Here is a 23,428-nt window from a genome sequence, read left to right as displayed (position 1 = left end):
TACTGCCTGCGCACGGTGGTTACTCTCGATGTACAAGCGCTTCACGCGTCTTCGCCAGTGTCGAACAACACGTGCGAATAAGGAGTCACAGCATGTTCGAGAGATTCACGGACCGAGCCCGTCGAGTGGTCGTCCTCGCCCAAGAAGAGGCGAAGATGCTCAACCACAACTACATCGGCACTGAGCACATCCTGCTCGGCCTCATCCACGAGGGTGAGGGTGTCGCAGCCAAGGCGCTCGAAAGCCTCGGCATCTCCCTTGACGCCGTCCGCGAGCAGGTGCAGGACATCATCGGTCAGGGCCAGCAGCAGCCCACCGGTCACATCCCGTTCACGCCGCGCGCCAAGAAGGTGCTCGAGCTCAGCCTCCGCGAGGCCCTGCAGCTCGGTCACAACTACATCGGAACCGAGCACATCCTGCTCGGCCTCATCCGCGAGGGCGAGGGTGTCGCAGCCCAGGTCCTCGTCAAGCTCGGCGCCGACCTGAACAAGGTCCGCCAGCAGGTCATCCAGCTGCTCTCGGGTGCCCCCGGACGCGAGCCGGCAGCCGTCGGCGCGCAGTCGAACGACACCCCGAGCGCCCAGGGCGGCTCGCAGGTGCTCGACCAGTTCGGCCGCAACCTCACGCAGGCCGCTCGCGACAACAAGCTCGACCCGGTCATCGGGCGCGAGAAGGAGATCGAGCGGGTCATGCAGATCCTGTCTCGCCGCTCCAAGAACAACCCCGTCCTGATCGGCGAGCCCGGCGTCGGCAAGACCGCCGTCGTCGAGGGCCTCGCTCAGGCGATCGTCAAGGGCGATGTGCCCGAGACGCTGAAGGACAAGCAGCTCTACTCGCTCGACCTCGGCTCGCTCATCGCCGGTTCCCGCTACCGCGGTGACTTCGAAGAGCGTCTCAAGAAGGTCACCAAGGAGATCCGCACGCGCGGCGACATCATCGTCTTCATCGACGAGATCCACACCCTCGTGGGTGCGGGTGCCGCCGAGGGCGCGATCGACGCGGCCAGCATCCTCAAGCCGCTCCTCGCTCGTGGCGAGCTCCAGACCATCGGCGCCACCACCCTCGACGAGTACCGCAAGCACTTCGAGAAGGATGCCGCTCTCGAGCGCCGCTTCCAGTCGATCCAGGTGAACGAGCCGAGCCTCCCTCACACGATCAACATCCTCAAGGGGCTGCGCGACCGGTACGAGGCGCACCACAAGGTGCAGATCACCGACGGCGCGATCGTCGCGGCATCGAACCTCGCCGACCGCTACGTGTCGGACCGCTTCCTGCCCGACAAGGCCATCGACCTGATCGACGAGGCCGGCGCACGCCTGCGCCTCAGCATCCTGTCGAGCCCACCCGAGCTGCGCGAATTCGACGAGAAGATCGCCAAGGTCCGCGAGCAGAAGGAAGTCGCATCCGAGGACCAGGACTTCGAGAAGGCCGCATCGCTGCGCGACGAGGAGAAGAGCCTCCTCGCCGAGCGCCTGCGCCTCGAGAAGCAGTGGCGTTCGGGTGACGTCGCGACCGCTGCGGTCGTCGACGAGGGTCTGATCGCCGAGGTGCTCGCACAGGCCACCGGCATCCCGGTCTTCAAGCTGACGGAAGAGGAGTCCTCGCGACTCGTCTTCATGGAGAAGGCGCTGCACCAGCGTGTCATCGGTCAGGAAGAGGCCATCGCGGCGCTCTCCAAGACGATCCGCCGTCAGCGCGCCGGCCTCAAGGACCCGAAGCGTCCCTCAGGCTCGTTCATCTTCGCCGGCCCCACGGGTGTCGGAAAGACCGAGCTCGCCAAGGCGCTCGCCGAGTTCCTGTTCGACGACGAAGCGGCTCTCATCTCGCTCGACATGAGCGAGTTCGGTGAGAAGCACACCGTCTCGCGTCTGTTCGGTGCCCCTCCCGGATTCGTCGGATTCGAAGAGGGCGGCCAGCTCACCGAGAAGGTGCGCCGCAAGCCGTTCAGCGTGGTGCTGTTCGACGAGATCGAGAAGGCCCACCCGGACATCTTCAACTCGCTGCTGCAGATCCTCGAAGAGGGTCGCCTGACCGATGGTCAGGGCCGCGTGATCGACTTCAAGAACACCGTCATCATCATGACCACCAACCTCGGTGCGCGTGACATCGCCGGTGGTCCGGTCGGATTCCAGATCGAGGGCGTCAACTCGACGAACTACGAGCGGATGAAGGGCAAGGTCAACGAAGAGCTCAAGCGCAACTTCAAGCCCGAGTTCCTCAACCGTGTCGACGACATCATCGTGTTCCCGCAGCTGTCGAAGGAAGAGCTGGTGCAGATCGTCGATCTGTTCACGAAGCGCCTCGGCGAGCGTCTGCTCGACCGCGACATGACGATCGAGCTCTCGCAGGCCGCCAAGGAGCGTCTCATCGAGATCGGGTTCGACCCGGCGCTCGGTGCCCGTCCGCTGCGTCGCGCGATGCAGCACGAGGTCGAGGACCGTCTGTCGGAGAAGATCCTGCACGGCGAGCTGAACCCCGGCGACCACGTGAAGGTCGACGCGAAGGACGGCGAGTTCCTCTTCGAGCACGGTCCCCGCGGCGAGAAGGTCGCGGTAGGCGTCAACACCGGTGGAGCGATCTCCGGCACCCCCGACCTGGCGGTCGCCAGCGGGGAGTGACCTGATCACAGAAGGGGCGGATGCTGCGGCATCCGCCCCTTCTGCGTGTCCGGGGGACTCCAGCACTCCGGCATTCCGGGCTCGCTCAGGGTCTGGGGAGGTGACGGGTTCTAGGCTTGACGGTGTGAGCGAGTACATCGTCCGGCCTGCGCGCAGCGCCGACATCGTCGGCATCCGGAACCTCCTGCAGCCGATGGTCGAGCAGCGCATCCTGCTCGGCAAGGATCTCGCTGTGCTCTACGGCGCCGTGCAGGAGTTCGTCGTGGCCGAAGCCGACGGCGAGCTGATCGGATGCGGTGCGCTGCACGTCTTCTGGGAGGACCTCGGCGAGGTGCGCACCCTCATGGTCCGCGGGGACTGGCTGCACCACGGCGTCGGCGGCGCGATCGTCGGCGCGCTCGAAGAGCAGGCTCGCGAGCTCGGGCTCAGCCGACTGTTCTGCCTGACCTTCGAGGTCGACTTCTTCGGCCGCCGCGGATACTCGATCATCGGCGAACAGGTCGTCGACCCCGACGTCTACTCTCAGCTGCTGCGCAGCGGCGACGCGGGTGTCGAGGAGTTCCTCGATCTCGCGCATGTCAAGCCGAACACGCTCGGCAACACCAGGATGCTGAAGAGCCTCAACTAACCTGAATCAATGCCTCGCCACTCCGCCGCCGTCTATCGTCGCCGCCGATTGGTGACCCTCGTCGCGGCGATCCTGCTCGTCGCCGTCATCGGTGCCGCGGTGTGGCTGCTCCTGGCACGCCCGTGGGCCAGCGCCGCCGAGGCGACGCCCTCGCCGAGCGCCTCGGCCTCGGGATCCCCGTCGCCGGATGCCACGACCTCAGAATCGCCCGCAGCCGAGTCGCCGTCTCCTGAGCCGTCGGCCGATGAGACACCCGGGATCGTCGCGTGCGAGGCCAAGGACGTCGAGGTGGCGGCCGTGACAGATGCCGATTCGTACGATCCCGGCGTGCTGCCGCAGCTGTCGATCTCGCTGACGAACCGCGGGTCGACCGACTGCGCGATCGACGTGGGGTCAACGACTCAGCGGATGACGGTGTCGAGCGGCACCGATGTCTGGTGGACGTCGACCGACTGCCAGGAGAACCCGAGCAGCATGGTCGCCACGCTCACCGCCGGCGCGACCGTGACGAGCAAGGTGCCGGTCACCTGGGACCGCACGCGGTCGAGCGTCGAGACCTGTGCGGACGAGAATCGGCCGCGAGCTCCCGGCGGCGGAGCGTCGTATCACGTCGCTGTCGAGATCGGCGGCTTCAAGGGCACGACGACGAAACAGATCCTCCTGTATTGAGGCAAAAACTAGCCAAAGGTCTTGAATACAGTCCTGCACTCAGTTTCGGGTGACACTGCTGTTTCTTTGGGATACCATTGGAGTGACCCTCGCAGACTTGCGGCGCATGCCATCCCCAGTGGCGTCGAGCACAGCGTCCCCAGCGCTTCGACATGCCGCCCGAGGGTCCGTGGGCCCTCTCGAGTACCCCAGTCCCCAATGGATGACTCGAGAGGGCCCCTTTCTTCTCCCGGCTCGGTTTCGGACCGCGCTGCGGCATCCGCTGAATATGCTGGATGCATGGCAGCGAAGAAGTCGAAATCCGCGAAGAGCAAGCCCGCACCTGAGGATTTCCGGTCGGATGCCCTCGCCCAGGCGTTGGAGAAGCAGGACATCGCCGCGGTCGCTCTCGCACTGCGCCACGGCACCACGGTCGTGCCGCTCGTGAAGCCCGGCGCCCGCGACAATCCTCTCGACAGCGGCGAGGTCTGGACCTATCGCGACCCCAACTCGGGCGATCTGGCACTGCTGCTGTTCAGCGATGCCAAGAACAAGCCGGCCAACCTCCCGCCGGGTGTCGGCATCTACAGTGCGGAGTGGCTGCGGAAGTTCCTCGGCGCGCACCCGATCACCACGGTATTCCTCGACATCGCGGGACCGCACCCGATGCAGGCCTCTCCCGAGGAACTGCTCAAGGCCCTCGACGCCTGAGTAGCGGTGCGAGCTCGCTCGCCCAGGCGACCGGCGCAGGACCCACGGCCCGTGCCGGGTCATCTTCGCATCGGCTGATCTGTGCGGGGTGACTTTCGCCCTGGATGATCTGTGCGGGGTCAGTTTCGCATCGGATGATCTCTGCGGGGTCACTTTCGCATGCCGATCGCCCGTTTGGGGTGCGGAAGTGGCCCCGCTTGACGGTGCGGTGCGGAAGTGGCCCCGCTTGACGGTGCGGTGCGGAAGTGGCCCCGCATGGCGTTGCGGTGCGGAAGTGGCCCCGCTTGACGGTGCGGTGCGGATGTGGCCCCGCTGACGGTGTTCGACCCGGCTGAGCGCGGGACAGGCGCTCATCGCCGCGGGCTCAGAACGGCGGGATGTCGGCTTCGCTGCGCCTGCTCGTGTTCCGCGCACGCACGTCGTTGAGCGCCGCACGCAGCGTCTTCGAGCGGTCGTCGACCACCTGGTCGTAGCCGAGCCGCGACGCCTCGGACCGACGCTGCGCCGACTGGGTGACGGGGCGGATCTCGCCGGCGAGGCTGAGTTCTCCGACGGCGGCGACCGTGCGAGGCACCGAGATCTGCTGGATCGACCCCGCCACGGCGATCGCGATCGCGAGGTCGGCCGCAGGCTCGGTGAAACGCACCCCGCCGACGGTCGAGACGTAGACGTCGAGGTTGCTCGTCTTGATCCCGGCGCGGCGTTCGAGGATCGCGAGCACCATCGCCACACGCGACGAGTCGAGTCCGTGTACCACTCGACGGGGATTCGGAGCGGTGGTGGTGATCGTCAGCGCCTGCACCTCGACCGGCAGCGCCCTGCGGCCCTCGAGCGAGATCGCGACGCAGGTTCCCGGCTCGGTGGCACCCTGCGAGAGGAAGAGACCGGACGGGTCGGGCACCTCGGAGATGCCCGCACCCGTCATCTCGAAGCAGCCGACCTCGTCGGTCGGACCGAAGCGGTTCTTCAGCGCGCGGATGAAACGCAGCGATGTCTGACGGTCGCCCTCGAAGTGGCAGACGACGTCGACGAGATGCTCGAGCACGCGCGGCCCGGCGACGGTGCCGTCTTTCGTCACGTGCCCGACGAGGATGACGGGCAGCCCGCGGTCCTTCGCGACGCGGATCAGCGTGGCCGCCACTTCTCGGACCTGGCTCGGCTGACCGGCCGCGCCGTCGATGAGCGACGACGACACGGTCTGCACCGAGTCGACGATCACGAGCTGCGGGGCGACCTCGTCGATGTGGCCGAGGATCGTCGCGAGGTCCGTCTCGCTCGCCAGGTAGAGCTCGTCGTGCAGCGCGCCTGTGCGCTCGGCGCGCAGGCGCACCTGCGCCGGAGACTCCTCGGCGCTCGCATAGAGCACCCGACGGCCGGAGCGGGCGGCTTGAGCGGCGACCTCGAGCAGCAGCGTCGACTTGCCCACACCGGGTTCTCCGCTGAGCAGGATCGCCGCGCCGGGGACGATGCCCCCGCCGAGCACGCGGTCGAACTCGCCGACCCCGCTCGTGCGACGTGGGGCGTCTTCGGTGGTGATCTGCGTGATGGGTCGCGCGGCCTTCGCCGCGGTCGGCGCGAGCGGCGTGATCCGGCTCAGGATGCCCGTCTGGGTGCCCTGCTCCTGCACCGTTCCCCACTGCTGGCACTCGGCGCAGCGACCCACCCACTTGGCGGTCGTCCACCCGCATTCGGTGCAGACGTACGCAGGAGGAGCGGGTTTTCGGGTGGCCATGCAGCCAGGCTATCGCCGAGATCAGACATCCCTATCGCCTGGGGCATTATTCACGGCCGAACCACCCCATGGCGCCGAGCCCCCGCGGGATACTGGATCCATGGCCAACGGCGGGCCCGTCTGCGGGCCGATCTCGACCTTCTCGCGAGTGCAGATCCTGCACGCGCTCTTCGAAGGCGGCCCCCGCATCGATGGCGACGCCGAGCACGACGGCGGACCCGTGCGGACCCGCGGGGAGCGGACGATCGGCGAGCTGTGCGAGGCCACCGGCCTGCATCCCAACACGGTTCGCGAGCACCTGCAGCGCCTCATCGAAGGCGGCTACGTCATCCAGGCCAGTGAGCGCCGCACCACTCGCGGTCGTCCGCGCACGCTGTACAGCGCAGTGACCGGTGCGGCGGATGCCTCGAGTCCCATCGCCCGCGACAAGGCGAAGGCGGCCGCCGTCCGCGGCGATCTGCTGCGTCGGGTCCTGCCTGCGTCGGCATCCTCTCTCGGTCGCGATGCGACCTACCAGCTTGACGCCCTGATCGAACACTTGGAGGAGAGCGGCTTCGAGCCCGTCGTCGATGACGAGCAGCTCACCGTCGATCTCAGCCCATGCCCGCATGCCGCGGGTCGCGCCGAAGACCGTCCGATGCTGTGCTCCGTGCACCTCGGCCTCATGCAGGGGGTGCTCACCGAAGCCGGTGGGCCGCTCGCCGCCGAGGCCGTTCGCACCTCCGCCCTGCCGGCGGACTGCACCGTGCAGCTGCGTCTGACGGAGATGTCCGCCGCCTAGGCGCGCATCTGCCTTATTCACGGTCGGCGGCCCATCGGGGGCGGCAGGCCCGTCGTTAGCGTGGCACCCAGGGCACGGAAGAAGGAGTGGCTCATGGAATGGTTGGACCCGCTGGTCCTGTCTCGATGGCAGTTCGGTCTCACGACCGTCTATCACTACCTGTTCGTGCCGCTGACGATCGGCATGGCGCTCGTCGCCGCGATCTTCCAGACCGCGTGGGTGCGCACTGGCAAGGTGCAGTACCTGCACCTCACCCGGTTCTTCGGCAAGATCTTCCTCATCAACTTCGCCATGGGCGTCGTGACGGGCATCGTTCAGGAGTTCCAGTTCGGCATGAACTGGTCTGACTACTCGCGCTTCGTCGGCGACGTCTTCGGTGCTCCGCTCGCGTTCGAGGGGCTGCTCGCCTTCTTCTTCGAGGCCACGTTCATCGGCCTCTGGATCTTCGGATGGGACAAGCTGCCGCAGAAGCTGCACCTCGCCACGATCTGGTGCGTCTCGATCGGCAGCATCCTGTCGGCCTACTTCATCATCGCCGCGAACGCCTTCATGCAGAACCCGGTCGGGTACGTCTTCAACCCCGAGACCAACCGCGCCGAGCTCACCGACTTCTGGGCTCTGCTGACCAACCCGGTCGCGCTCGCCGCCTTCCCGCACACCATCTTCGGCGCGCTGATGTTCGCCGCCGGCGTCGTGATCTCGGTCTCGGCCTGGCACCTGGCACGCGGACAGCACTTCGACACCATGCGCATCTCGCTGAAGTTCGGCCTGTGGGCGATGATCTTCTCGACCGCCGGGGTCGTGCTCACGGGTGATCAGCTGGGCCTCGCGATGTATGCCGCTCAGCCGATGAAGATGGCAGCCGCCGAAGCGACCTTCAACACGGTGTGCGGCCCGGATGCCTCCTTCAGCCTCTTCACGCTGGGCACCCCCGACGGCAGCTCCGAGCTGTTCTCGATCCGCGTGCCGTACCTGCTGTCGCTGCTGTCGACCCACACGTTCGACGCGTGCGTGCACGGCATCAACGACCTCAACGCCGAGTACGCCACCACCTTCGCCGACACCGGACTCACCGAGTTCGCCCCGATCCTCTGGGTCACGTACTGGGCGTTCCGCTGGATGATCGGCCTCGGCATGGCCGCCGCCCTCGTCGCCGTGGTCGGCCTCTGGGTCACCCGCAAGGGCGCAAAGAACCCGCCGGCGCCGTGGATGTGGAAGCTCGCGATCTGGTCGTTCCCGCTGGCGCTCGTCGCCAACATCATGGGCTGGGTCTTCACCGAGATGGGCAGGCAGCCCTGGATCGTCTTCGGACTCATGACCACGCAGGACGGCGTCTCGCCGGGTGTCAGCGGCGTCGAGGTGCTGATCTCGCTGATCGCCTTCACCGCGATCTACGCCGCGCTCGCCGTGGTCGAGATCCGCCTCATCATCCGTGCGGCCCAGAAGGGTCCGGACACCGAAGAGCAGCCCCACGAGGAGACGGCCCAGCTGCCGTCCGTCGTGTACTGAGAAAGGGATCAGTCATGGAATACATGTGGTTCTGGATCGTCGCCTTCCTCTTCGTCGGCTACTTCGTGCTCGACGGGTTCGACTTCGGCGTGGGCATGTCGCTGCCGTTCCTCGGCAAGAACGACGTCTCGCGTCGCCAGGTCATCAACACGATCGGCCCCATCTGGGATCTCAACGAGACCTGGGTGATCGTCGCCGGCGCCTGCCTGTTCGCGTCGTTCCCCGAGTGGTACGCGACGCTGTTCAGCGGGTTCTACCTGCCGCTGCTGCTGATCCTGCTCGCGCTGATCCTGCGCGGGGTGTCGTTCGAGTACCGGCACCAGCGTGAGGGCGCGCAGTGGAAGCGCGGCTTCGACCGGATGATCGTGATCGGCTCCGCCGTGCCCGCGCTGCTGTGGGGTGTCGCGTTCGGCAACATCGTGCAGGGCGTGGCGATCGACGAGAACCACATCTATGTGGGCGGGTTCTTCGCACTGCTGAACCCGTATTCGCTGCTCGTCGGCATCACGACGCTGCTGCTGTTCTTCCTGCACGGAGTGCTGTTCGTGTCGCTCAAGACCGACGGCCAGGTGCACGCGGACGCTCGTCGTCTGGTCAAGCTCGCCGCCGGGCCGACGGTGCTCGCCGCCGCGGGCACCGTGCTCTGGACGATCGGCATCGCCTGGGATCGCGAGTCTCCGCTCATGCTGATGGTCATCGGATGCGGTCTCGTCGCCGCGCTCGCTTTGATCGCGTCGGTGCTCTTCTCGATGCGCGGACGTGACGGTCGGGCATTCACGGCGGGCGCCGTCACCGTGGCATCCGCTGTCGTGATGCTGTTCGCGGCGCTGTTCCCCTTCGTGATGCCGTCGACGATCGACCCGGCCTTCAGCCTCACGATCGAGAACGCCTCGAGCACGCCGTATACGCTGACGATCATGAGCTGGACCGCCCTGATCGCCCTGCCGCTGGTGCTCGCGTACCAGACCTGGACGTATTGGATCTTCCGCAAGCGCGTCACCCGCAGCTCGATCGAGGGGGCTCCGGCGCACGCGTGAGACACGACTTCTGCTCCGGTCGCAGTTCGCGCCGCCTCTCTGATCGGGGAGCGGCACGAACTGCGACCGGAGTGACCTGTCTGACCACGGCTGAGCGGGTGGCGCGGTGAAGCCGGTCGACATCCGGCTGCTGCGGTATGCGAGCGCCGCCCGTGGATTCCTGCTGCTCTCCGGCGCGATCGGGGTCGTGCAGACCGCGGTGACCATCGCGTTCGCGTGGATGCTGACGGATGCCGTCACCGGCGCGCTCGCCGGGCGCGATGTCACGGCATCCCTGCTCTGGCTGCTCGGACTCGCGGCCCTGCGGGGCGTGCTGATCGCGGCCTCGGATGCCGCCGGGACCCGCGCCGCGGCGAAGACGGGCATGCAGCTGCGTGCCGCTCTGATCGCCGCCGTCGGCCGCCTCGGACCCGGATGGCTCGCGCAGCGCAATCAGGCTGGCCTCGCCGTCACCGCAGGGCACGGGCTGGAGGCGCTCGACGCGTACTTCGCCCGCTACATCCCGCAGCTCGTGCTCACCGTCATCGCGACGCCGGTGCTTCTCGCGATCATGTGGTGGCAGGACTGGCCGAGTGGACTGACGGCGCTCATCACGCTGCCGCTGATCCCGTTGTTCCTGATCCTCATCGGCATCGCGACCCGCACGGTGCAGCGCACGCAGTGGCAGACGCTGCAGCGACTAGCGGCACGGTTCGCCGACACCGTGCAGGGGCTCTCGACGCTGCGTCTGTTCGGGCGCGAGCGCCGGGCCGCCGCACAGATCGAGCACACGGCCGACGAGTACCGTCGCGAGACCATGAAGGTGCTGCGGTTCTCGTTCCTGTCGGGCTTCGCGATGGAGCTGCTGGCCTCGCTCGCGGTGGCGCTGATCGCCGTGGCGGTGGGCTTCCGGCTGCTGTCGGGTGACCTGTCGCTCGAGGTCGGGCTGTTCGTGCTGCTGCTCGCGCCCGAGACGTTCCTGCCGATCCGCCAGGTGGGCGTGCAGTTCCACGCCGCGTCCGAGGGGGTCGCGGCGACCGAGGATGTGTTCGAGGTGCTCGATGCGGCCGGGGCTCGGGCGGACTCGCTCCACGACTCCGGAGATCGGGCGACGGTCGGGCCGGATCCTGCCGATCCGGCCGGTTCTCCGGATGGATCTCCGGAGTCGTGGAGCACGAACGCGCGAGACCTGGTCGTCACCGACCTGCGCGTGCGCGATCTGCCGCCGGTCTCGTTCACAGCCGAGCCGGGAACCATCACGCTGATCGAGGGGCCGAGCGGCGCAGGCAAGTCGAGTCTGCTCGCGGCTCTGCGCGGTGCCGTCGAGTTCGAAGGCTCGGCTGCGGTCGCCGGAGTCGATGTGCGAGGTCGCGCGCCGTCGGAGTGGCTGGCGTGGAGCGGACAGCGCCCCCAGCTGAGCCGCGGCACGATCGCCGCGAACGTCGCGCTCGGTGACGACGAGCCCGACGACGACGGCATCCGCCGCGCCCTCGACGACGCGTGCGCGACCGACCTCGATCCGGCGCTCGAGCTCGGCGTGCAGGGGAGCGGTCTGTCGGGCGGCCAGGCGCAGCGCGTCGCCGTCGCACGGGCGCTGTATCGGCACGCCGCCGACCCGGACGCCGTGCTCGCTCTCGACGAGCCGTCGAGCGCCCTCGACCCCGACACCGAAGCACGGCTCTGGTCGTCGCTGCGCGACCGCGCGGATGCCGGAGCCACGGTCCTCCTCGTCTCGCACCGCCGCTCGGCCAGGGCCATCGCCGATCGCGTCGTCGAGCTGGGGGTGCACGCATGAGCATCAGCGACTCCGCCCGGATCCGCGACGTCCTCCGACTCGCGCAGCCGCCGATGCGCCGCTTCCTCCCCGGCGCGATCTGGGGTTTCCTGTCGGCGGGCGCCGCGGTGAGCCTGCTCGCGGTGAGCGGCTGGCTGATCGTCAGCGCATCGATCGTCGACTCTCTCGTGCCGCTGTCGATCGCGGTGGTCGGGGTGAGGTTCTTCGCGGTGTCTCGTGCGGTGACCCGGTATCTGGAACGGCTGAGCGGCCACGATGCGGCGCTGCGTCAGCTCGCCTCGACACGCGCCGACATGGTGCGGCGCCTCACTCCGCTGTCGCCTGCCGGACTCGGACGAACCGACCACGGTCGCGTGCTCTCGGCCCTCGTCGACGATGTCGAGAACCTGCAGAACCTGCCGCTGCGGGTCGTGCAGCCGCTCGCAGTCTCGGGGCTCGTCGCCCTCGGCGCCGTCGGATTCCTGGCGTTCGTGTCGCTGCCGGCCGCACTCACTCTCGCCGCATGCCTCGTGGTAGCGGCCGCTGCGGCGATCGGACTGGGGTGGGTGTTCGGCTCTCGGGCAGAGGCCGCCGTCTCCCGCCGTCGCGGCGACCTCGCCGCCGCGCTGACCGACTACTTCGGCACGCTCGATGTGCTGCTCGCCTATGGAGCCGAGCCGCAGGCCCGCGAGCGGGTGCGGCAGGCGGATGCCGAGCTGCGCCGCGCCGTGAGCACGGCATCCCTGGCGCAGGCGATCGCAGCCGGCGTCGTGTCGGCGGTCGCGGGCGCGGCGTCGGTCTGGGCGCTGGCTGTCGCGGCTCCCGGGCTGACGACCGGGGCGATCGACGGACCCTGGCTCGCCGTGGCCGTGCTCGTTCCCATGGTCGTGTTCGAGGTCTTCGGCGCCGTGCCGATCGCCGCGGCATCCTGGCGCAGCGTGCGTTCGAGCGCCGAGCGCATCGTCGACGTGCTGCCGGCGGAGATGCCCGCCGAGCTGAGGTCGGACGACGGCGAGGATGTGACGATCGTCGGAGTTCCCGCGCTGCGACTCCGTGATGTGCGCGCGTGGTGGCCCGGGGGGACGTCGGCGCTCCGAGGAGTCGACCTGGACCTGCGTCCGGGAGAGCGTGTGCTGGTGGCCGGTCCGAGCGGGGCGGGCAAGAGCTCGCTCGCTGCCGCGCTCGTGGGATTCCTGCGGATCGAGGGGGAGTATTCCGTCGGAGGCATGAATGCGGCGGCACTCTCCGGTCCCGCTCTGCGACGCACGATCGGGCTGTGTGAGCAGAGTCCACAGCTGTTCGACGAAGACATCCGCCAGAACCTGCTGTTCGCCCGAGACTCCGCGACCGACGATGAGCTGCTCGCGGTGCTCGACCGCGTCGGCCTCGGCGCCTGGGTGCGCGAGCGGGGCGGACTGGATGCGCGGGTCGGCGACCGCGGCGGACTCGTGTCCGGCGGGCAGGCGCAGCGGATCGCTCTGGCTCGCGCGCTGCTCAGGGGCTTCCCGGTGCTGGTGCTCGACGAGCCGACCGCGGGTGTCGACCCCGATGCATCTGATGCGCTGCTGCGCGACCTGCTGCACGCGGCGGGGGAGCAGTCGGTGCTGCTGATCTCGCACGTCGCCCCGCCCGCGGGCACCGTCGACCGGGTCGTGCGGTTGGAAGACGGACGCACGGTCGCGGAGTAGTCCGGCGGCTGTCGGGTCCTGGGGCGACTTCTCGCCGCTACCCCCGGGCACAGTGTCGGACGTCTAGGGCGGCGTGCCCTGGCATCCGTTCGTCCGTTCGGTGTGTCGGGGGTGGAGCCCGACGTCGTGCCGAGGTTCGGGAATGACAGGCCCGCCCGGTGTCGTGTCGGCGACCGTGTGCAGGACGGAAGCACCGATGTCGGTTCAGAACCGCGTTCTGGTCCTGCATACGTGCATCGGTCCTGCAGACGGACGCCAGCCCGGCCGAGTTCAGATGCCGGACCTATCGGGGCGGGGCTTCGTCATCATGCCCGACCGAGGAAGCGCGGAGGTCAGACGCTGAGGTCGGCGCGCGGTTCCATCACGATGCCCTGCGCCTCGAAGACGCGGCGGCGCTCTTCGATGCGACGGTGGAGTTCGACCTGTGCGTCGTCGACGAGCTGCGGGTCGAGGTCGACGGTCGCCGGGTGCGGGTCGCCGTGGTTCGCCTCGATGTAGGCGTCGAGCTCGGGACCCGACGTCCACGAGGTGATGAGGGCGTACCGCGGGGTCGTGCCGCGGTGCCAGACCGCGTGCCAGAAGCGCTGGGTGTCGACGATGATGCGGGATCCCTCGCGCAACGGCAGGCGGATCTCGGTCGCCGGGTCGCAGCGGTCGGAGCGCAGGAGCAGCAGCGAATCCGTGTCATCGGACAGGTTGTAGTAGCCGCGCACGACCCAGCCGGTGCCGTCTTCGTTGAGGCGGTTGTTGTCGTCCTGGTGCAGGTTGTAGACGGCATCCGCGTAGTCGTTGGGCTGCAGTTCGATGACGCGGCAGCGGCCGACTCCGGCGCCCGGCTCGAGGGCGCGTCGCTGCAGGGTCGGGGCGATCGCGACCTGCGACTCGACCCACACGCCGTCCTTGTCGGTGCGGGGAGGGGTCTGGTTCCAGAAGCCGTTGCATTCGATCGCGCCGGCGTGGCTGGCGAGCGGGGCGAAGCGGGTGACGCCCGACGAGCGCCAGCCGATGTACTCGAGATCGAGCCACTCCGCGGGATCGGACGCCTGATCGTGGTCATCGAGCACGACGTAGCCGGTCTCTGCCAGCGCCTCCGATGTGATGAAGCCCATTGCGTCCCCTCCGTGCCTCGACTCCGCGGCTCATCCGTGACGGATGCCTTAGGCCATCCTAACCAGCGGGCGCGACAGCCGACGGGGGCACCGCCGGAGAAAAGGGCCCCGTCGAGAACTCGTCCGACCCACTCGATTCGCGCCGTGGCCCGGGTTGTCGTAAGCTAGTCCGCGGTGACGTGTCCGAGCGGCCGAAGGTGCAACTCTCGAAAAGTTGTGTAGGGTAACCCCCTACCGTGGGTTCAAATCCCACCGTCACCGCCACCACGAAGGCCCCGAATCCCCTGGAAACACTGGGATGCGGGGCCTTCGTCATGTCTGGAGTGGCGGTTGCGGTAACGGCGCAGTAACCGAAGCAGAACGCTTCCAGTCCCTCTGCCCCCTGTGCTCGCAAGCTCGAACGCCGACGATCGGCCAGGCAGCGGCCCAGGGTTCGTCGTCTCCCAGTCGCGGCACGCGCACTGGCTACCTCCTCATCGGCTCCGACGGGTATCCGAGCGCCGAGGTCGCGGGCGAGTTCGCTGGTGGCATGGGGCGCGGGTTGTAGGTAACGGGTCAACGACTGTCGCGTCGGAGAGCTGGGGCCAGGATCGAGCCAGCATTTCGACACTTACATAAATTATTGAATTAACCCTTGACTCGCTACGTCGGGATGACCAGCCTGGATCCTGAAGACGCTTCGACGACGAAGTGTCGGAAGGAGATCGAGATGTATTCACGGATCAAAGCTCGGGCCCGGTGGGTAGTGGGCGCCGCAGTCCTCGTCGGACTGCTCGGTTCCGCAGCAGCGCAACCCGCTCCCGCAGAGGCGTTCACCCCAAAGACGAAGGCCACGGTGCTCCAGTACCTGCGGAACATCGCGGGCGGGAACATCGTGTCCGGCCAGCACAACAAAGAGCCGGCGAATTTGCCGGGCCAGTACACGCAACAGGTCAAGGACATCACTGGCCAGTACCCCGGCCTGTGGGGAGGTGACCTGATGTTCCGGGCACAGGATGCGGCTAATCGGCAGAGGGTGATAGATCAGGCGAAGACAGAGTGGGCGAATGGCTCGCTCGTCACGCTCACCTGGCACGCCTGCTCTCCGACCGGCCCGTCGACCTGTGAGTTCGAAGGCGGTGTGAAGACGCAGATCTCGAACACGCAGTTCACGCAGATCGTCACAGGTGGCACCGCGCTGAACAACACTTGGCGGCAGCGTATGGCGGAGGTCGTGCCCTATCTTCGACAGCTCAAGGATGCGGGCGTGCCGGTGCTGTTCCGGCCCTTCCATGAGATGAACGAGACCTGGAACTGGTGGGGTGGGCGACCCGGGGCGAACGGCGGAGCGAAGATCTTCCAGCAGATGCGCGACTATTTCGATTCACAGGGCCTCGACAACCTGATCTGGGTGTGGAACATCCAGGACAACCCTGCGGGAGGGTGGTCGAACTACTACCCCGGCAACTCTTACGTCGACGTCGTGTCCATCGATGCTTGGTACAAGGATTACCCGAGTGCGGCTGACTATCAGCAGTTGCAGACCATTGCGGGGACGAAGCCGATTGCCATCGCCGAGATGGGCAAAGTCCCGAACGCCGCCTTCTTGCAGTCTCAGACGCGATGGTCATACTTCATGATCTGGTCCGAGCAACTCCGCGGCAACAACACCAACACTGAGATTCAGAACACGTACTTCCATTCGAGGGTGCTGAATCAGGGTGAGGTGGTGCTCCCGTAGGCGGCGACCTATCGGATGCCAAGAAGCGCGGCGACGCGATAGCGCAGGCCTGCTCGTGCGAGCCGGGCATGCTCCTTCGCGGCGCCGCGCGCAGCATCGACGTTCCGCTCCACGATTGCGGCGAAAAGATGCTCGTGCACGGCCAACGAATCATCGGTCGTCTCGTTCCGAACTAGCTTGCCGCCGTAGGCGGAGCGTTGTGTCGATACCAACGCGCTCTCGATTCCCTCCAGTATGAAAGACAGCACCTCGCTGCCGGCCGCATCCACGAGGGCCGCGTGAAACTGACCATTGGCCACACCCAGCTCATCTCCCGACTCGGCATCGCGCATCCGGTCGAGGGCAACCCGTGCAGACTCGACCGCATGGGCGGAAGAAGGGGAGGATTGCTCGGCTGCACGTTGAGCGACGAACTCGTCGAGGAAGTCTCGGACTTGCGCGAGCTCAATGAGGCGTTGAGGGTCTCGACGAACCAGAGCTCCCAGTTGAATCCCCAAGACTGCACCGGTCGGGCGTGTGACGGTGCCTCGACGGCCGCGACCCAACTCGATGAGACCGCGTCCGCTCAACACCTTAAGTACCTCGCGAACCGTTGCGCGGCTGATGTCGTACCGATCAGCGAGTTCAGACTCGCTCGGAAGTTTCGCGCCAAAGTCGAACTCGTCGGCAAGTCGCTGTTGAAGGTCGTCTGCGATCTCTTCAACACGGGAGTCGCCGGTTGCCATGCGCTGCATCCCGAAAACATATCAGACAACTTTGGCCAGAGGCACGATGGGCAAAGAAGACAGACAAGTTTCTTCGGAACAGCGCGCAAATGCGCAGCCGCAGCCCGCAGAATCAATGAAACAAACGGGACGCGATCCAGTAATTGTAAAAAGTTGCTTGACAACTTTTGCGGACCGGAGCATGATCGAGGTCATCAACGACGATGGGAGACAGGTGCTCGAGTTCGCTACCACCGCAGGCCGCGTGCGTGGTCGATTGGTCAGTACGCCCGATGGCGACGCCGTCGCCTCGCTGGGGATCCCGTTCGCCCGTGTGGACGAGCGATACCAACCAGCCGTGCGGCCGAACGAATGGGCCGGGGTTCGCGACAGCGGACAGGGACCGATTGCCTGGCAGGATCCGGGACGTGCCGCGGGCTTGTCCATGAGCGAGCGAGACTGTCTCACCGCCAACGTCTGGACTCCGGCGGCACCTTCGTCCTCGCCTCGTCCGGTGCTGGTGTGGGTGCACGGCGGCGCACATCTCTACGGTTCCAATGCGCATCCTCTCTGTGACGGGGCGCGGCTCGCCGCGGCGCATGGGCTCATTGTTGTTGCCATCAGTTATCGGCTCGGGGCGCTCGGGTATCTTCGGCTCGACCACTTCTTCGGCGCCGACTACGGCGATGCAGGAAACGTAGCGCTTCGGGACACGCTCTCAGGAGTTGAGTGGGTTCGTGACGAGATTGCAGCTTTCGGCGGGGATCCGTCGCGCATCACGCTGATGGGTCAATCAGCAGGCGGGGTTGCGGTTGCCACCCTCTTGGCGGAGAGCGCCGACAGCGCGCCGTTCCAAAGAGTGATCGTCGAGAGCGCGACCGCAGAACGCGTACATACTCTCGATGAGGCTGCCGAGGTAACCAACGAGCTCCTCGAGGAACTCGCGGGGCCGCACGCGGCGCCCGAACTGTTACTCGGCAGCTCAGCGGCGGAACTCATCGCGGCGCAGGAGCGTGTCGTCGACCGCTGGAAGGCCACCCGGCGTGGACCGGGCATCCCTTTCCGTCCGGTGCTTGATCACCGATTCGTCCACGACATCCCCCTCCACGCAATTGCAGCTGGCGCGGGCGCACATATCGACGCAATCATCGGAACGAACCGAAACGAGGCGTCAGGGTATATCGACCTGCTCCGCACGGGTGAGAGCGACGCCATCTCTGCGCTCCAGAGCGAACTGGTAGCGGACGGCCACACCGTCACAGCGGCGGAGTACATCGAGGCATGTGCTCGAGATGACGGCGTGACCGCAACCGCGGTCGACGCGTTGGAGTCGTACGTCGCAGACCGCCTCTATCGCAAGCCGGCGAGCCGGTTGCTAGATGCTCGACGCAATGCCAGCGGGACCACCTATGGCTATCTTTTTGCCTGGCAACGGCCCGACACCGCGGGTTGGGCACGTCGAGCAGGCCACTCGCTTGAACTCCCCTTCGTATTCCGGCACCTCGACGACAGCGATGCTGCGCGAGAGGAGCTCGGAGAAGCACCGCCTATGGCTCTGAGCGCGACCATGAGTGCGTCCTGGGCTGCCTTCGCGGCGACTGGTCGGATCCAGGAGGTAGACGATCCGGAGTGGCCGGTCTACGAGTCGCAGCGCGCCACCATCGTCTTCGACGAGACCACCAAGATCGTCCATGATCCGTTCGCTGAACGCCGACGACTGCTCGAGGTAGCTCGCTCGACGGCCGGGATGATCTGAGACCGACACCCCAACGCACACGTCCGCCCTGACAAAGAACCCCGCATCACCTTCAGAGGAGAAGCTGAATGTCTACCCCAAACCCTTTTCGCGACATCCAAGTGACCCGGCGAACGGCACTGGGTGTCGGGCTTGGTGGAATCGCCGCCTTCGCGCTCGCGGCCTGTGCCCCGGGAGGCGGGGGCACCACCGCCCAAGCGACAAGAGCAGAGTTGACGCTCCCCGCTTTCCGCGCGCAGCGAGCTGCAGACGCGACGGCAATCGTCAGCAAGGTCCCCGGCGTCCAGCCCGTTTATACGACCTACCCTGCCAGCTACTGGGCTAGTGTCGCGTCGGCGCCCGGACGCGGCGGTGAGCTCAAGACTTTCCAGATGCTGTACTTCTCACCACCGGCGCCGCTCAGCTCGAACCCGTTCTGGCGAGAGCTCAACAAGAGAATCAACGCGGACTTCAAGCCCAGCTACGCGTCAGGCGACAACTACGACGCGAAGGTCGCGACGACCCTCGCGGGAGGCGTGCTTCCCGACATCATGTACCTGCGCGACGAAGTGCCGGCAGTTCAGCAGGCGCTGCAGGCGGGTGCGTTCGCTGACCTATCTGACGTGCTCGGCGGAGATGCAGTTCTCAAATACCCGAACCTCGCCAATCTCGACACACACGCGTGGAGGAACTCCGCGAAAGGCAACCGCATCATGGGTGTGCCGCGCACGAGCCCTCGAGTAACGGCGTGTCCTGTCATACGCACGGATCTCATGGATGCGGTTGGCGCCACAGGGCAGCCCAAGGACGCCGCCGCGTTCGCCGATGTTCTCGCGGAGATCGCTCAGCTCGGCGAGCACGCCGGACGACGCGTCTGGGCGGTCGGCGGACTCGGCACTGGTCAGATCCAGTTGCTCGCACGATGGATGTTCGGGGCGGGCGCCGACTGGACACTCACGAAGAGCAACAAGCTTGTCAACACCATCGAGACCGACGAGTTTGAAGCGACGATGGAGTACCTTGCTGACCTCTGGAAGAGGAAGGTGTTCCACCCGGATGCGATTGCTCTAGGGTCCGACTCGCAGCGCAGCAAGGAGAAGCAGTTGTGGCTCGAGGGGTCGATTGCGTTCGAGCTCGATGATCCCGCATGGCTGTCCTCGCAAGGAATGCTCCAGGTGGAGCAGGGCACGCCCGGCGCCCGAGTCGGGTACCTGATGCCGCCCGGGCACAAAGGCGGCGACATCGTGGTTCAAGCTGGGCCAGGGTATGGAGGATTCAACGGTATCTCTGCGTCGGCAGCGAAGGACCCCAAGCGCCTCGCCGAGCTGCTTCGCTACCTCAATTGGTGGGCGGCACCCTTTGGAACCGAGGAGAACCTCTTCATCGGCGGTTCCGGTCTTGAGGGATACAACTACACCTTCGGCCCCGACAAGCAGGTCGTCTCGACCGGCGACGCCACGGCACTTGCGAACCTTCAAGGTCTGAAGTGGCTTGGAGTCACGGCGCCGCCGTACATCATGCTCAACAACGAGAATGCTGGCCGTGCCGAGGAGCTGGTTGCGCAGATGGAGTACCTCACAAACGCTGCCGTCGACAGTCCCGTCGTCGGGTTGACCTCGACCACTCAGACCAGTCGCGGCGCGCAGCTCACCCAGATCAACGATGACTATCGCAACAAGATCGTCTCCGGGAAGCTCTCCGTGTCCGCCATCAAGGACTGGCGTGCCGACTGGAAGCGGGCCGGTGGTGACCAAATCAGGTCCGACTATCGCAAGCTACTCGATGAGCGGAAATAACCTCATGACAGAGGCACATACTGACCTAACCCAAAAGCCGGTCGCTCGTACTGAGGCGCAGGACCACCGCAAGGAAGCTGCCGTCCGACGGCATAGGACGCCGCTGCTGACGAGGATGCGTCGGGAGTGGCGCATGTACGCCCTCGTCCTTCCGGGTCTGCTCTTCTTCGTCTTGTTCGCCTACGTGCCGATCTTCGGCAACGTCGTCGCGTTCCAGGCCTTCTCGCCGTTCTTGGGTATCGAAGGGTCACCATGGGTTGGGTTCGACAACTTCATCCGTATCTTCAGCGACCCTGAGGTGGGTCGCGCGGTCGCGAACACCATAACCATCGCACTGTTGCAGATCGTCTTCTCGTTCCCTGCCCCGATTCTGCTGGCACTCCTCCTCAACAGCCTGTTATCGAACCGGATCAAACGGGTCGTGCAGTCCATTGTCTATCTCCCGCACTTCATCTCCTGGGTGATCGTCATCTCGATCTGGCAGCAGATCCTCGGCGGTGCGGGGCCAGTGGCCGCCCTGTTCGAGTCGATTGGGGTCGACGGCGTCAACATCATGTCCAACCCGGACACGTTCAAACTGCTCGTCACGTCACAGGTCATTTGGAAAGACATTGGTTGGGGAACGATTATCTTCTTCGCCGCCATCGCCGCGATACCGCAAGAACTATACGAAGCAGCTGCTGTCGACGGTGCCAAACCATGGCGGCAGATGTGGCATGTGACCTTGCCTGGGCTGGTGCCGGTGATCTCCCTGCTCCTCGTCCTGACCGTCGGCAACGTACTCACGGTGGGATTCGAGCAGCTCCTCCTCCAGCAACCGATTGTCGGCGCGGATGCGGCACAGGTCATCGACACGTTTGTGTACTTCCGGGGCGTAGTCGGCGGAGACTGGGGCATTTCCGCGGCCGCCGGACTGATCAAGGGAATCATCGGCACACTGCTGGTTCTGGGCGCGAACCGACTGGCGAAGAAAATGGGAACGGACGGCGTACTGTGACGACGACAGCAGCACCAAAAACGGAGAGAATGCCGGAGCCTGCCGGACAGCGAAACACTGACCGCACTCCCCCCACGCGCAGGCGCCGCCATGTGCCAAGCGACCGCCCCGCCTGGATGGGGCGCCCATCGGCGTCCGTCCAGGCGGCGAAAGCGATCATCATCGGTTTCATCGTTCTGGTGATGCTGTACCCCTTCGTCTACATCATCTCGATGAGCTTCGCCTCGAAGGATGCGCAGACGAGCGGATTCCTCCCGACCTCGTTCTCTTTGGATGCCTATCAAGCGATCCTCTCCGGAGATATCGTGACTAGGTCGCTGCTGATCTCCGCCTTCGTCACGATTGTCGGAACAGCCCTGTCCCTCGCCTTCACAGTCACGATGGCCTACGGGCTCAGCCGGACCAGGCAGGTTCCTGGTACCCGGGCGATCCTCCTCATCGTTGTTTTTACGATGTTCTTCGGTGCCGGCATCATCCCCAACTACTTGCTCATGAAGAACCTCGGGCTTCTCAACACCCTGTGGTCGCTGATACTTCCGGGCCTGATCTCGGCTTTCAACATGGTCGTCGTGCGCAACTTCTTCATGAGCATCCCGGCAAGCCTCCTCGAGTCGGCGAGAATTGACGGGGCGAGTGACTTCAGGATTCTGTGGAAGATCATCCTCCCGCTCTCGGCACCGGTGCTCGCCGTCGTCGGCCTGTTCTACGCAGTGGGTTATTGGAACAGCTACTTCAACGCACTTCTGTACATCAATGATTCGACCCTCTGGCCGGTGCAGGTCGTCCTCAACCAGTACGTGATCCAAGGGTCAGTCCTCACCGACATCATCGGATCCGACGTGCCCACCCCGCCGTCCCAGTCCGTTCAGATGGCGGTGGTCGTGCTTGCCACCTTGCCGATCCTCATCGTCTACCCGTTCATCCAACGTCACTTCACCAAGGGCATGCTCACGGGCGCTATCAAGGGCTGAGTTCCGGACGACGCACCGCCCCGACCAGTCCTACTGTCGGGGCGGTCTTTTTCGTGTCAGTCGATTGGGTCGAGGCGGCCGGGTCGGACGACCACCCACAGGATGACGATGGCGGCGATCTGACCTACGACCATGACCACCGCAATCGGTGCCGCGCTCGTCACCCCGATAAGCCCCGCTATCGGAGTTGCGACAGCGCCGAAACCTTGGCGAGTGGAGTTGAGGAGACTCGCTGCCGTGCCGGCATCGCCGCCATGGCGCGCAAGCGCAAGAGTCTGGATGCACGGGGTGTTGATGCCCAGGAAGAACGTGAAGGCCCAGAGGAACACCATCACACTGATGAGCGAACCTACAGGCGCAAGCCCGACGATGAGCAAGCCGAGTGCAGACAGGCCCAGCCCGGCGGTCGACAGCATGACAATGTGACGTGGCTCGATGCGATGGGCGATCCGGACGCTCAGCTGCGTGCCGAGCAGCATCATCAAGGCGTGGGAAGCGAAGACCAGCCCGTACTGCAGCTCGGACAGACCGTAGACGCGCTGGAACAGGAAAGACGATGCGGCAAGGTACCCATACATGCCGGCCCAAGCGAGTGAGGTGACGAGAACGAGGCCGACGAATGGTCGGTCTGATGCGACGCGTCCCATCGCGGATATCCGCGCCCTGAGCCCGCCTCCGTGACGACGCTCAGCTGGCAACGTCTCACCGATCAGGAGCAGTACCAGGAGGCCGATCACCAACCCGTATCCAGCTAGAGACGCGAAAACGCCTCGCCAGTCCATCACCTCCAGCAGAAGAGACCCGAAGAGTGGGCCGACGGCAATCGCCATGCCGGAGATCAAAGACATCGATGCCAGCATCCGCATCATGGCGAGGCCGGAGTACAGATCTCGCACGATTGCGAGCGCGACGACGCCTGTCGCGGCCGACGCGGCGCCCTGAACTACCCGGGCGACCACAAGCATTTCCACGGATGGGGCGAGGGCACATGCGAGCGATGCGCCGACATGAGCGACAGTGGCGATGAGCATCGGCTGCCGACGACCCACAGCATCGCTCCATGGTCCGGCGAAGAACTGCCCCGCTACCATCCCAATCATCGCTCCGGTGAAGGTGAACTGAATCGACGACTCGGAGACGCCGAAAGCACCGGCAATCTGAGGGAACGCGGGGAGATAGATGTCGATAGTGAAGGTGCTCAGGGTCTGGAGCAACCCGAGGGCGACGACATACGCAATGCGCCGTCGGCTCACGCCATCGTCCGATCCGCGACGACGCTCGTTCATTGGCG

Annotated in this window: 18 protein-coding genes and 1 tRNA gene; 15 read left to right on the top strand and 4 right to left on the bottom strand. The window is 65.9% G+C overall.

Annotated elements, in window-relative coordinates:
- Positions 1–92 precede the first annotated feature (92 nt).
- The 4 genes from AKG07_RS10010 (at position 93) to AKG07_RS09995 (ending at position 4,605) form a co-directional block, all read left to right on the top strand.
- On the top strand, positions 93–2,618 hold the full coding sequence (locus AKG07_RS10010; protein ID WP_053097733.1) for an ATP-dependent Clp protease ATP-binding subunit: 2,526 nt from the start codon (positions 93–95) through the stop codon (positions 2,616–2,618).
- Positions 2,619–2,742: 124 nt separating this feature from the next.
- On the top strand, positions 2,743–3,246 hold the full coding sequence (locus AKG07_RS10005) for an amino-acid N-acetyltransferase (RefSeq protein ID WP_053097732.1): 504 nt from the start codon (positions 2,743–2,745) through the stop codon (positions 3,244–3,246).
- 9 nt (positions 3,247–3,255) lie between these two features.
- Positions 3,256–3,915, top strand: coding sequence for a hypothetical protein (locus tag AKG07_RS10000; protein ID WP_053097731.1), 660 nt, complete (start codon positions 3,256–3,258; stop codon positions 3,913–3,915).
- Between the two features lie 279 nt (positions 3,916–4,194).
- Complete coding sequence (locus AKG07_RS09995) at positions 4,195–4,605, top strand: hypothetical protein (RefSeq protein WP_053097730.1); 411 nt, start codon at positions 4,195–4,197, stop codon at positions 4,603–4,605.
- A 364-nt stretch (positions 4,606–4,969) separates the two neighbouring features.
- Here AKG07_RS09995 and radA read toward each other — a convergent pair whose 3' ends face one another.
- Entirely contained in the window at positions 4,970–6,337 is a 1,368-nt protein-coding gene (gene radA, locus AKG07_RS09990; protein WP_053097729.1) for a DNA repair protein RadA, read from the bottom strand.
- 100 nt (positions 6,338–6,437) lie between these two features.
- Here radA and AKG07_RS09985 point away from each other — a divergent pair, with 100 nt between their 5' ends.
- The 5 genes from AKG07_RS09985 (at position 6,438) to cydC (ending at position 13,105) form a co-directional block, all read left to right on the top strand.
- The gene (locus AKG07_RS09985; RefSeq protein WP_053097728.1) at positions 6,438–7,118 is read left to right on the top strand and encodes an ArsR family transcriptional regulator; all 681 of its coding nucleotides are present in this window, start codon (positions 6,438–6,440) and stop codon (positions 7,116–7,118) included.
- 93 nt (positions 7,119–7,211) lie between these two features.
- On the top strand, positions 7,212–8,627 hold the full coding sequence (locus AKG07_RS09980; protein WP_053097727.1) for a cytochrome ubiquinol oxidase subunit I: 1,416 nt from the start codon (positions 7,212–7,214) through the stop codon (positions 8,625–8,627).
- A gap of 14 nt (positions 8,628–8,641) precedes the next feature.
- Positions 8,642–9,664, top strand: coding sequence for a cytochrome d ubiquinol oxidase subunit II (gene cydB, locus AKG07_RS09975; protein ID WP_053097726.1), 1,023 nt, complete (start codon positions 8,642–8,644; stop codon positions 9,662–9,664).
- 106 nt (positions 9,665–9,770) lie between these two features.
- Positions 9,771–11,438 carry a thiol reductant ABC exporter subunit CydD gene (cydD, locus tag AKG07_RS09970; protein WP_053097725.1) on the top strand — a complete coding sequence of 556 codons (1,668 nt, stop codon included), beginning with the start codon at positions 9,771–9,773 and terminating at the stop codon, positions 11,436–11,438.
- Positions 11,435–13,105 (top strand): thiol reductant ABC exporter subunit CydC, encoded by a 1,671-nt coding sequence (gene cydC / locus AKG07_RS09965; RefSeq protein ID WP_053097724.1) that lies wholly within the window; start codon positions 11,435–11,437, stop codon positions 13,103–13,105. Before cydD ends, cydC begins: the two co-directional genes overlap by 4 nt.
- A gap of 332 nt (positions 13,106–13,437) precedes the next feature.
- On the opposite strand, the gene AKG07_RS09960 is transcribed toward cydC, so the two are convergent.
- Positions 13,438–14,214 (bottom strand): hypothetical protein, encoded by a 777-nt coding sequence (locus AKG07_RS09960; RefSeq protein WP_053097723.1) that lies wholly within the window; start codon positions 14,212–14,214, stop codon positions 13,438–13,440.
- A 173-nt stretch (positions 14,215–14,387) separates the two neighbouring features.
- On the opposite strand from AKG07_RS09960, the gene AKG07_RS09955 reads away from it, so the two are divergent.
- A tRNA-Ser gene (locus AKG07_RS09955) sits at positions 14,388–14,478 on the top strand.
- Between the two features lie 370 nt (positions 14,479–14,848).
- Positions 14,849–15,934: a glycosyl hydrolase gene (locus AKG07_RS09950; protein ID WP_201778456.1), complete on the top strand. Its 1,086-nt coding sequence runs from the start codon at positions 14,849–14,851 to the stop codon at positions 15,932–15,934.
- Positions 15,935–15,942: 8 nt separating this feature from the next.
- Here the strand turns inward: AKG07_RS09950 and AKG07_RS09945 are convergent, their stop codons facing one another.
- Positions 15,943–16,659, bottom strand: coding sequence for a FadR/GntR family transcriptional regulator (locus AKG07_RS09945; RefSeq protein ID WP_171821944.1), 717 nt, complete (start codon positions 16,657–16,659; stop codon positions 15,943–15,945).
- Between the two features lie 181 nt (positions 16,660–16,840).
- Between AKG07_RS09945 and AKG07_RS09940 the strand changes: the two genes are divergently transcribed.
- The 4 genes from AKG07_RS09940 (at position 16,841) to AKG07_RS09925 (ending at position 22,137) form a co-directional block, all read left to right on the top strand.
- Positions 16,841–18,394 (top strand): carboxylesterase/lipase family protein, encoded by a 1,554-nt coding sequence (locus tag AKG07_RS09940; RefSeq protein ID WP_053097720.1) that lies wholly within the window; start codon positions 16,841–16,843, stop codon positions 18,392–18,394.
- 68 nt (positions 18,395–18,462) lie between these two features.
- Positions 18,463–20,169 (top strand): extracellular solute-binding protein, encoded by a 1,707-nt coding sequence (locus AKG07_RS09935; protein ID WP_082297891.1) that lies wholly within the window; start codon positions 18,463–18,465, stop codon positions 20,167–20,169.
- Between the two features lie 133 nt (positions 20,170–20,302).
- Positions 20,303–21,166 carry an ABC transporter permease gene (locus AKG07_RS09930; RefSeq protein ID WP_233277243.1) on the top strand — a complete coding sequence of 288 codons (864 nt, stop codon included), beginning with the start codon at positions 20,303–20,305 and terminating at the stop codon, positions 21,164–21,166.
- Positions 21,163–22,137, top strand: coding sequence for a carbohydrate ABC transporter permease (locus AKG07_RS09925; protein WP_308418028.1), 975 nt, complete (start codon positions 21,163–21,165; stop codon positions 22,135–22,137). The genes AKG07_RS09930 and AKG07_RS09925 overlap by 4 nt, the downstream gene beginning before the upstream one ends.
- Positions 22,138–22,193: 56 nt before the next feature.
- Here AKG07_RS09925 and AKG07_RS09920 read toward each other — a convergent pair whose 3' ends face one another.
- Entirely contained in the window at positions 22,194–23,423 is a 1,230-nt protein-coding gene (locus tag AKG07_RS09920; protein WP_082297889.1) for a multidrug effflux MFS transporter, read from the bottom strand.
- Between the last annotated feature and the right edge of the window lie 5 nt (positions 23,424–23,428).

The sequence above is a fragment of the Microbacterium sp. CGR1 genome (assembly GCF_001266755.1).
In the GTDB taxonomy this organism is placed as follows: domain Bacteria; phylum Actinomycetota; class Actinomycetes; order Actinomycetales; family Microbacteriaceae; genus Microbacterium.
The sequence above is the reverse complement of the archived record's forward strand: the minus strand, read 5'-3'. Positions and strand labels throughout refer to the sequence as shown.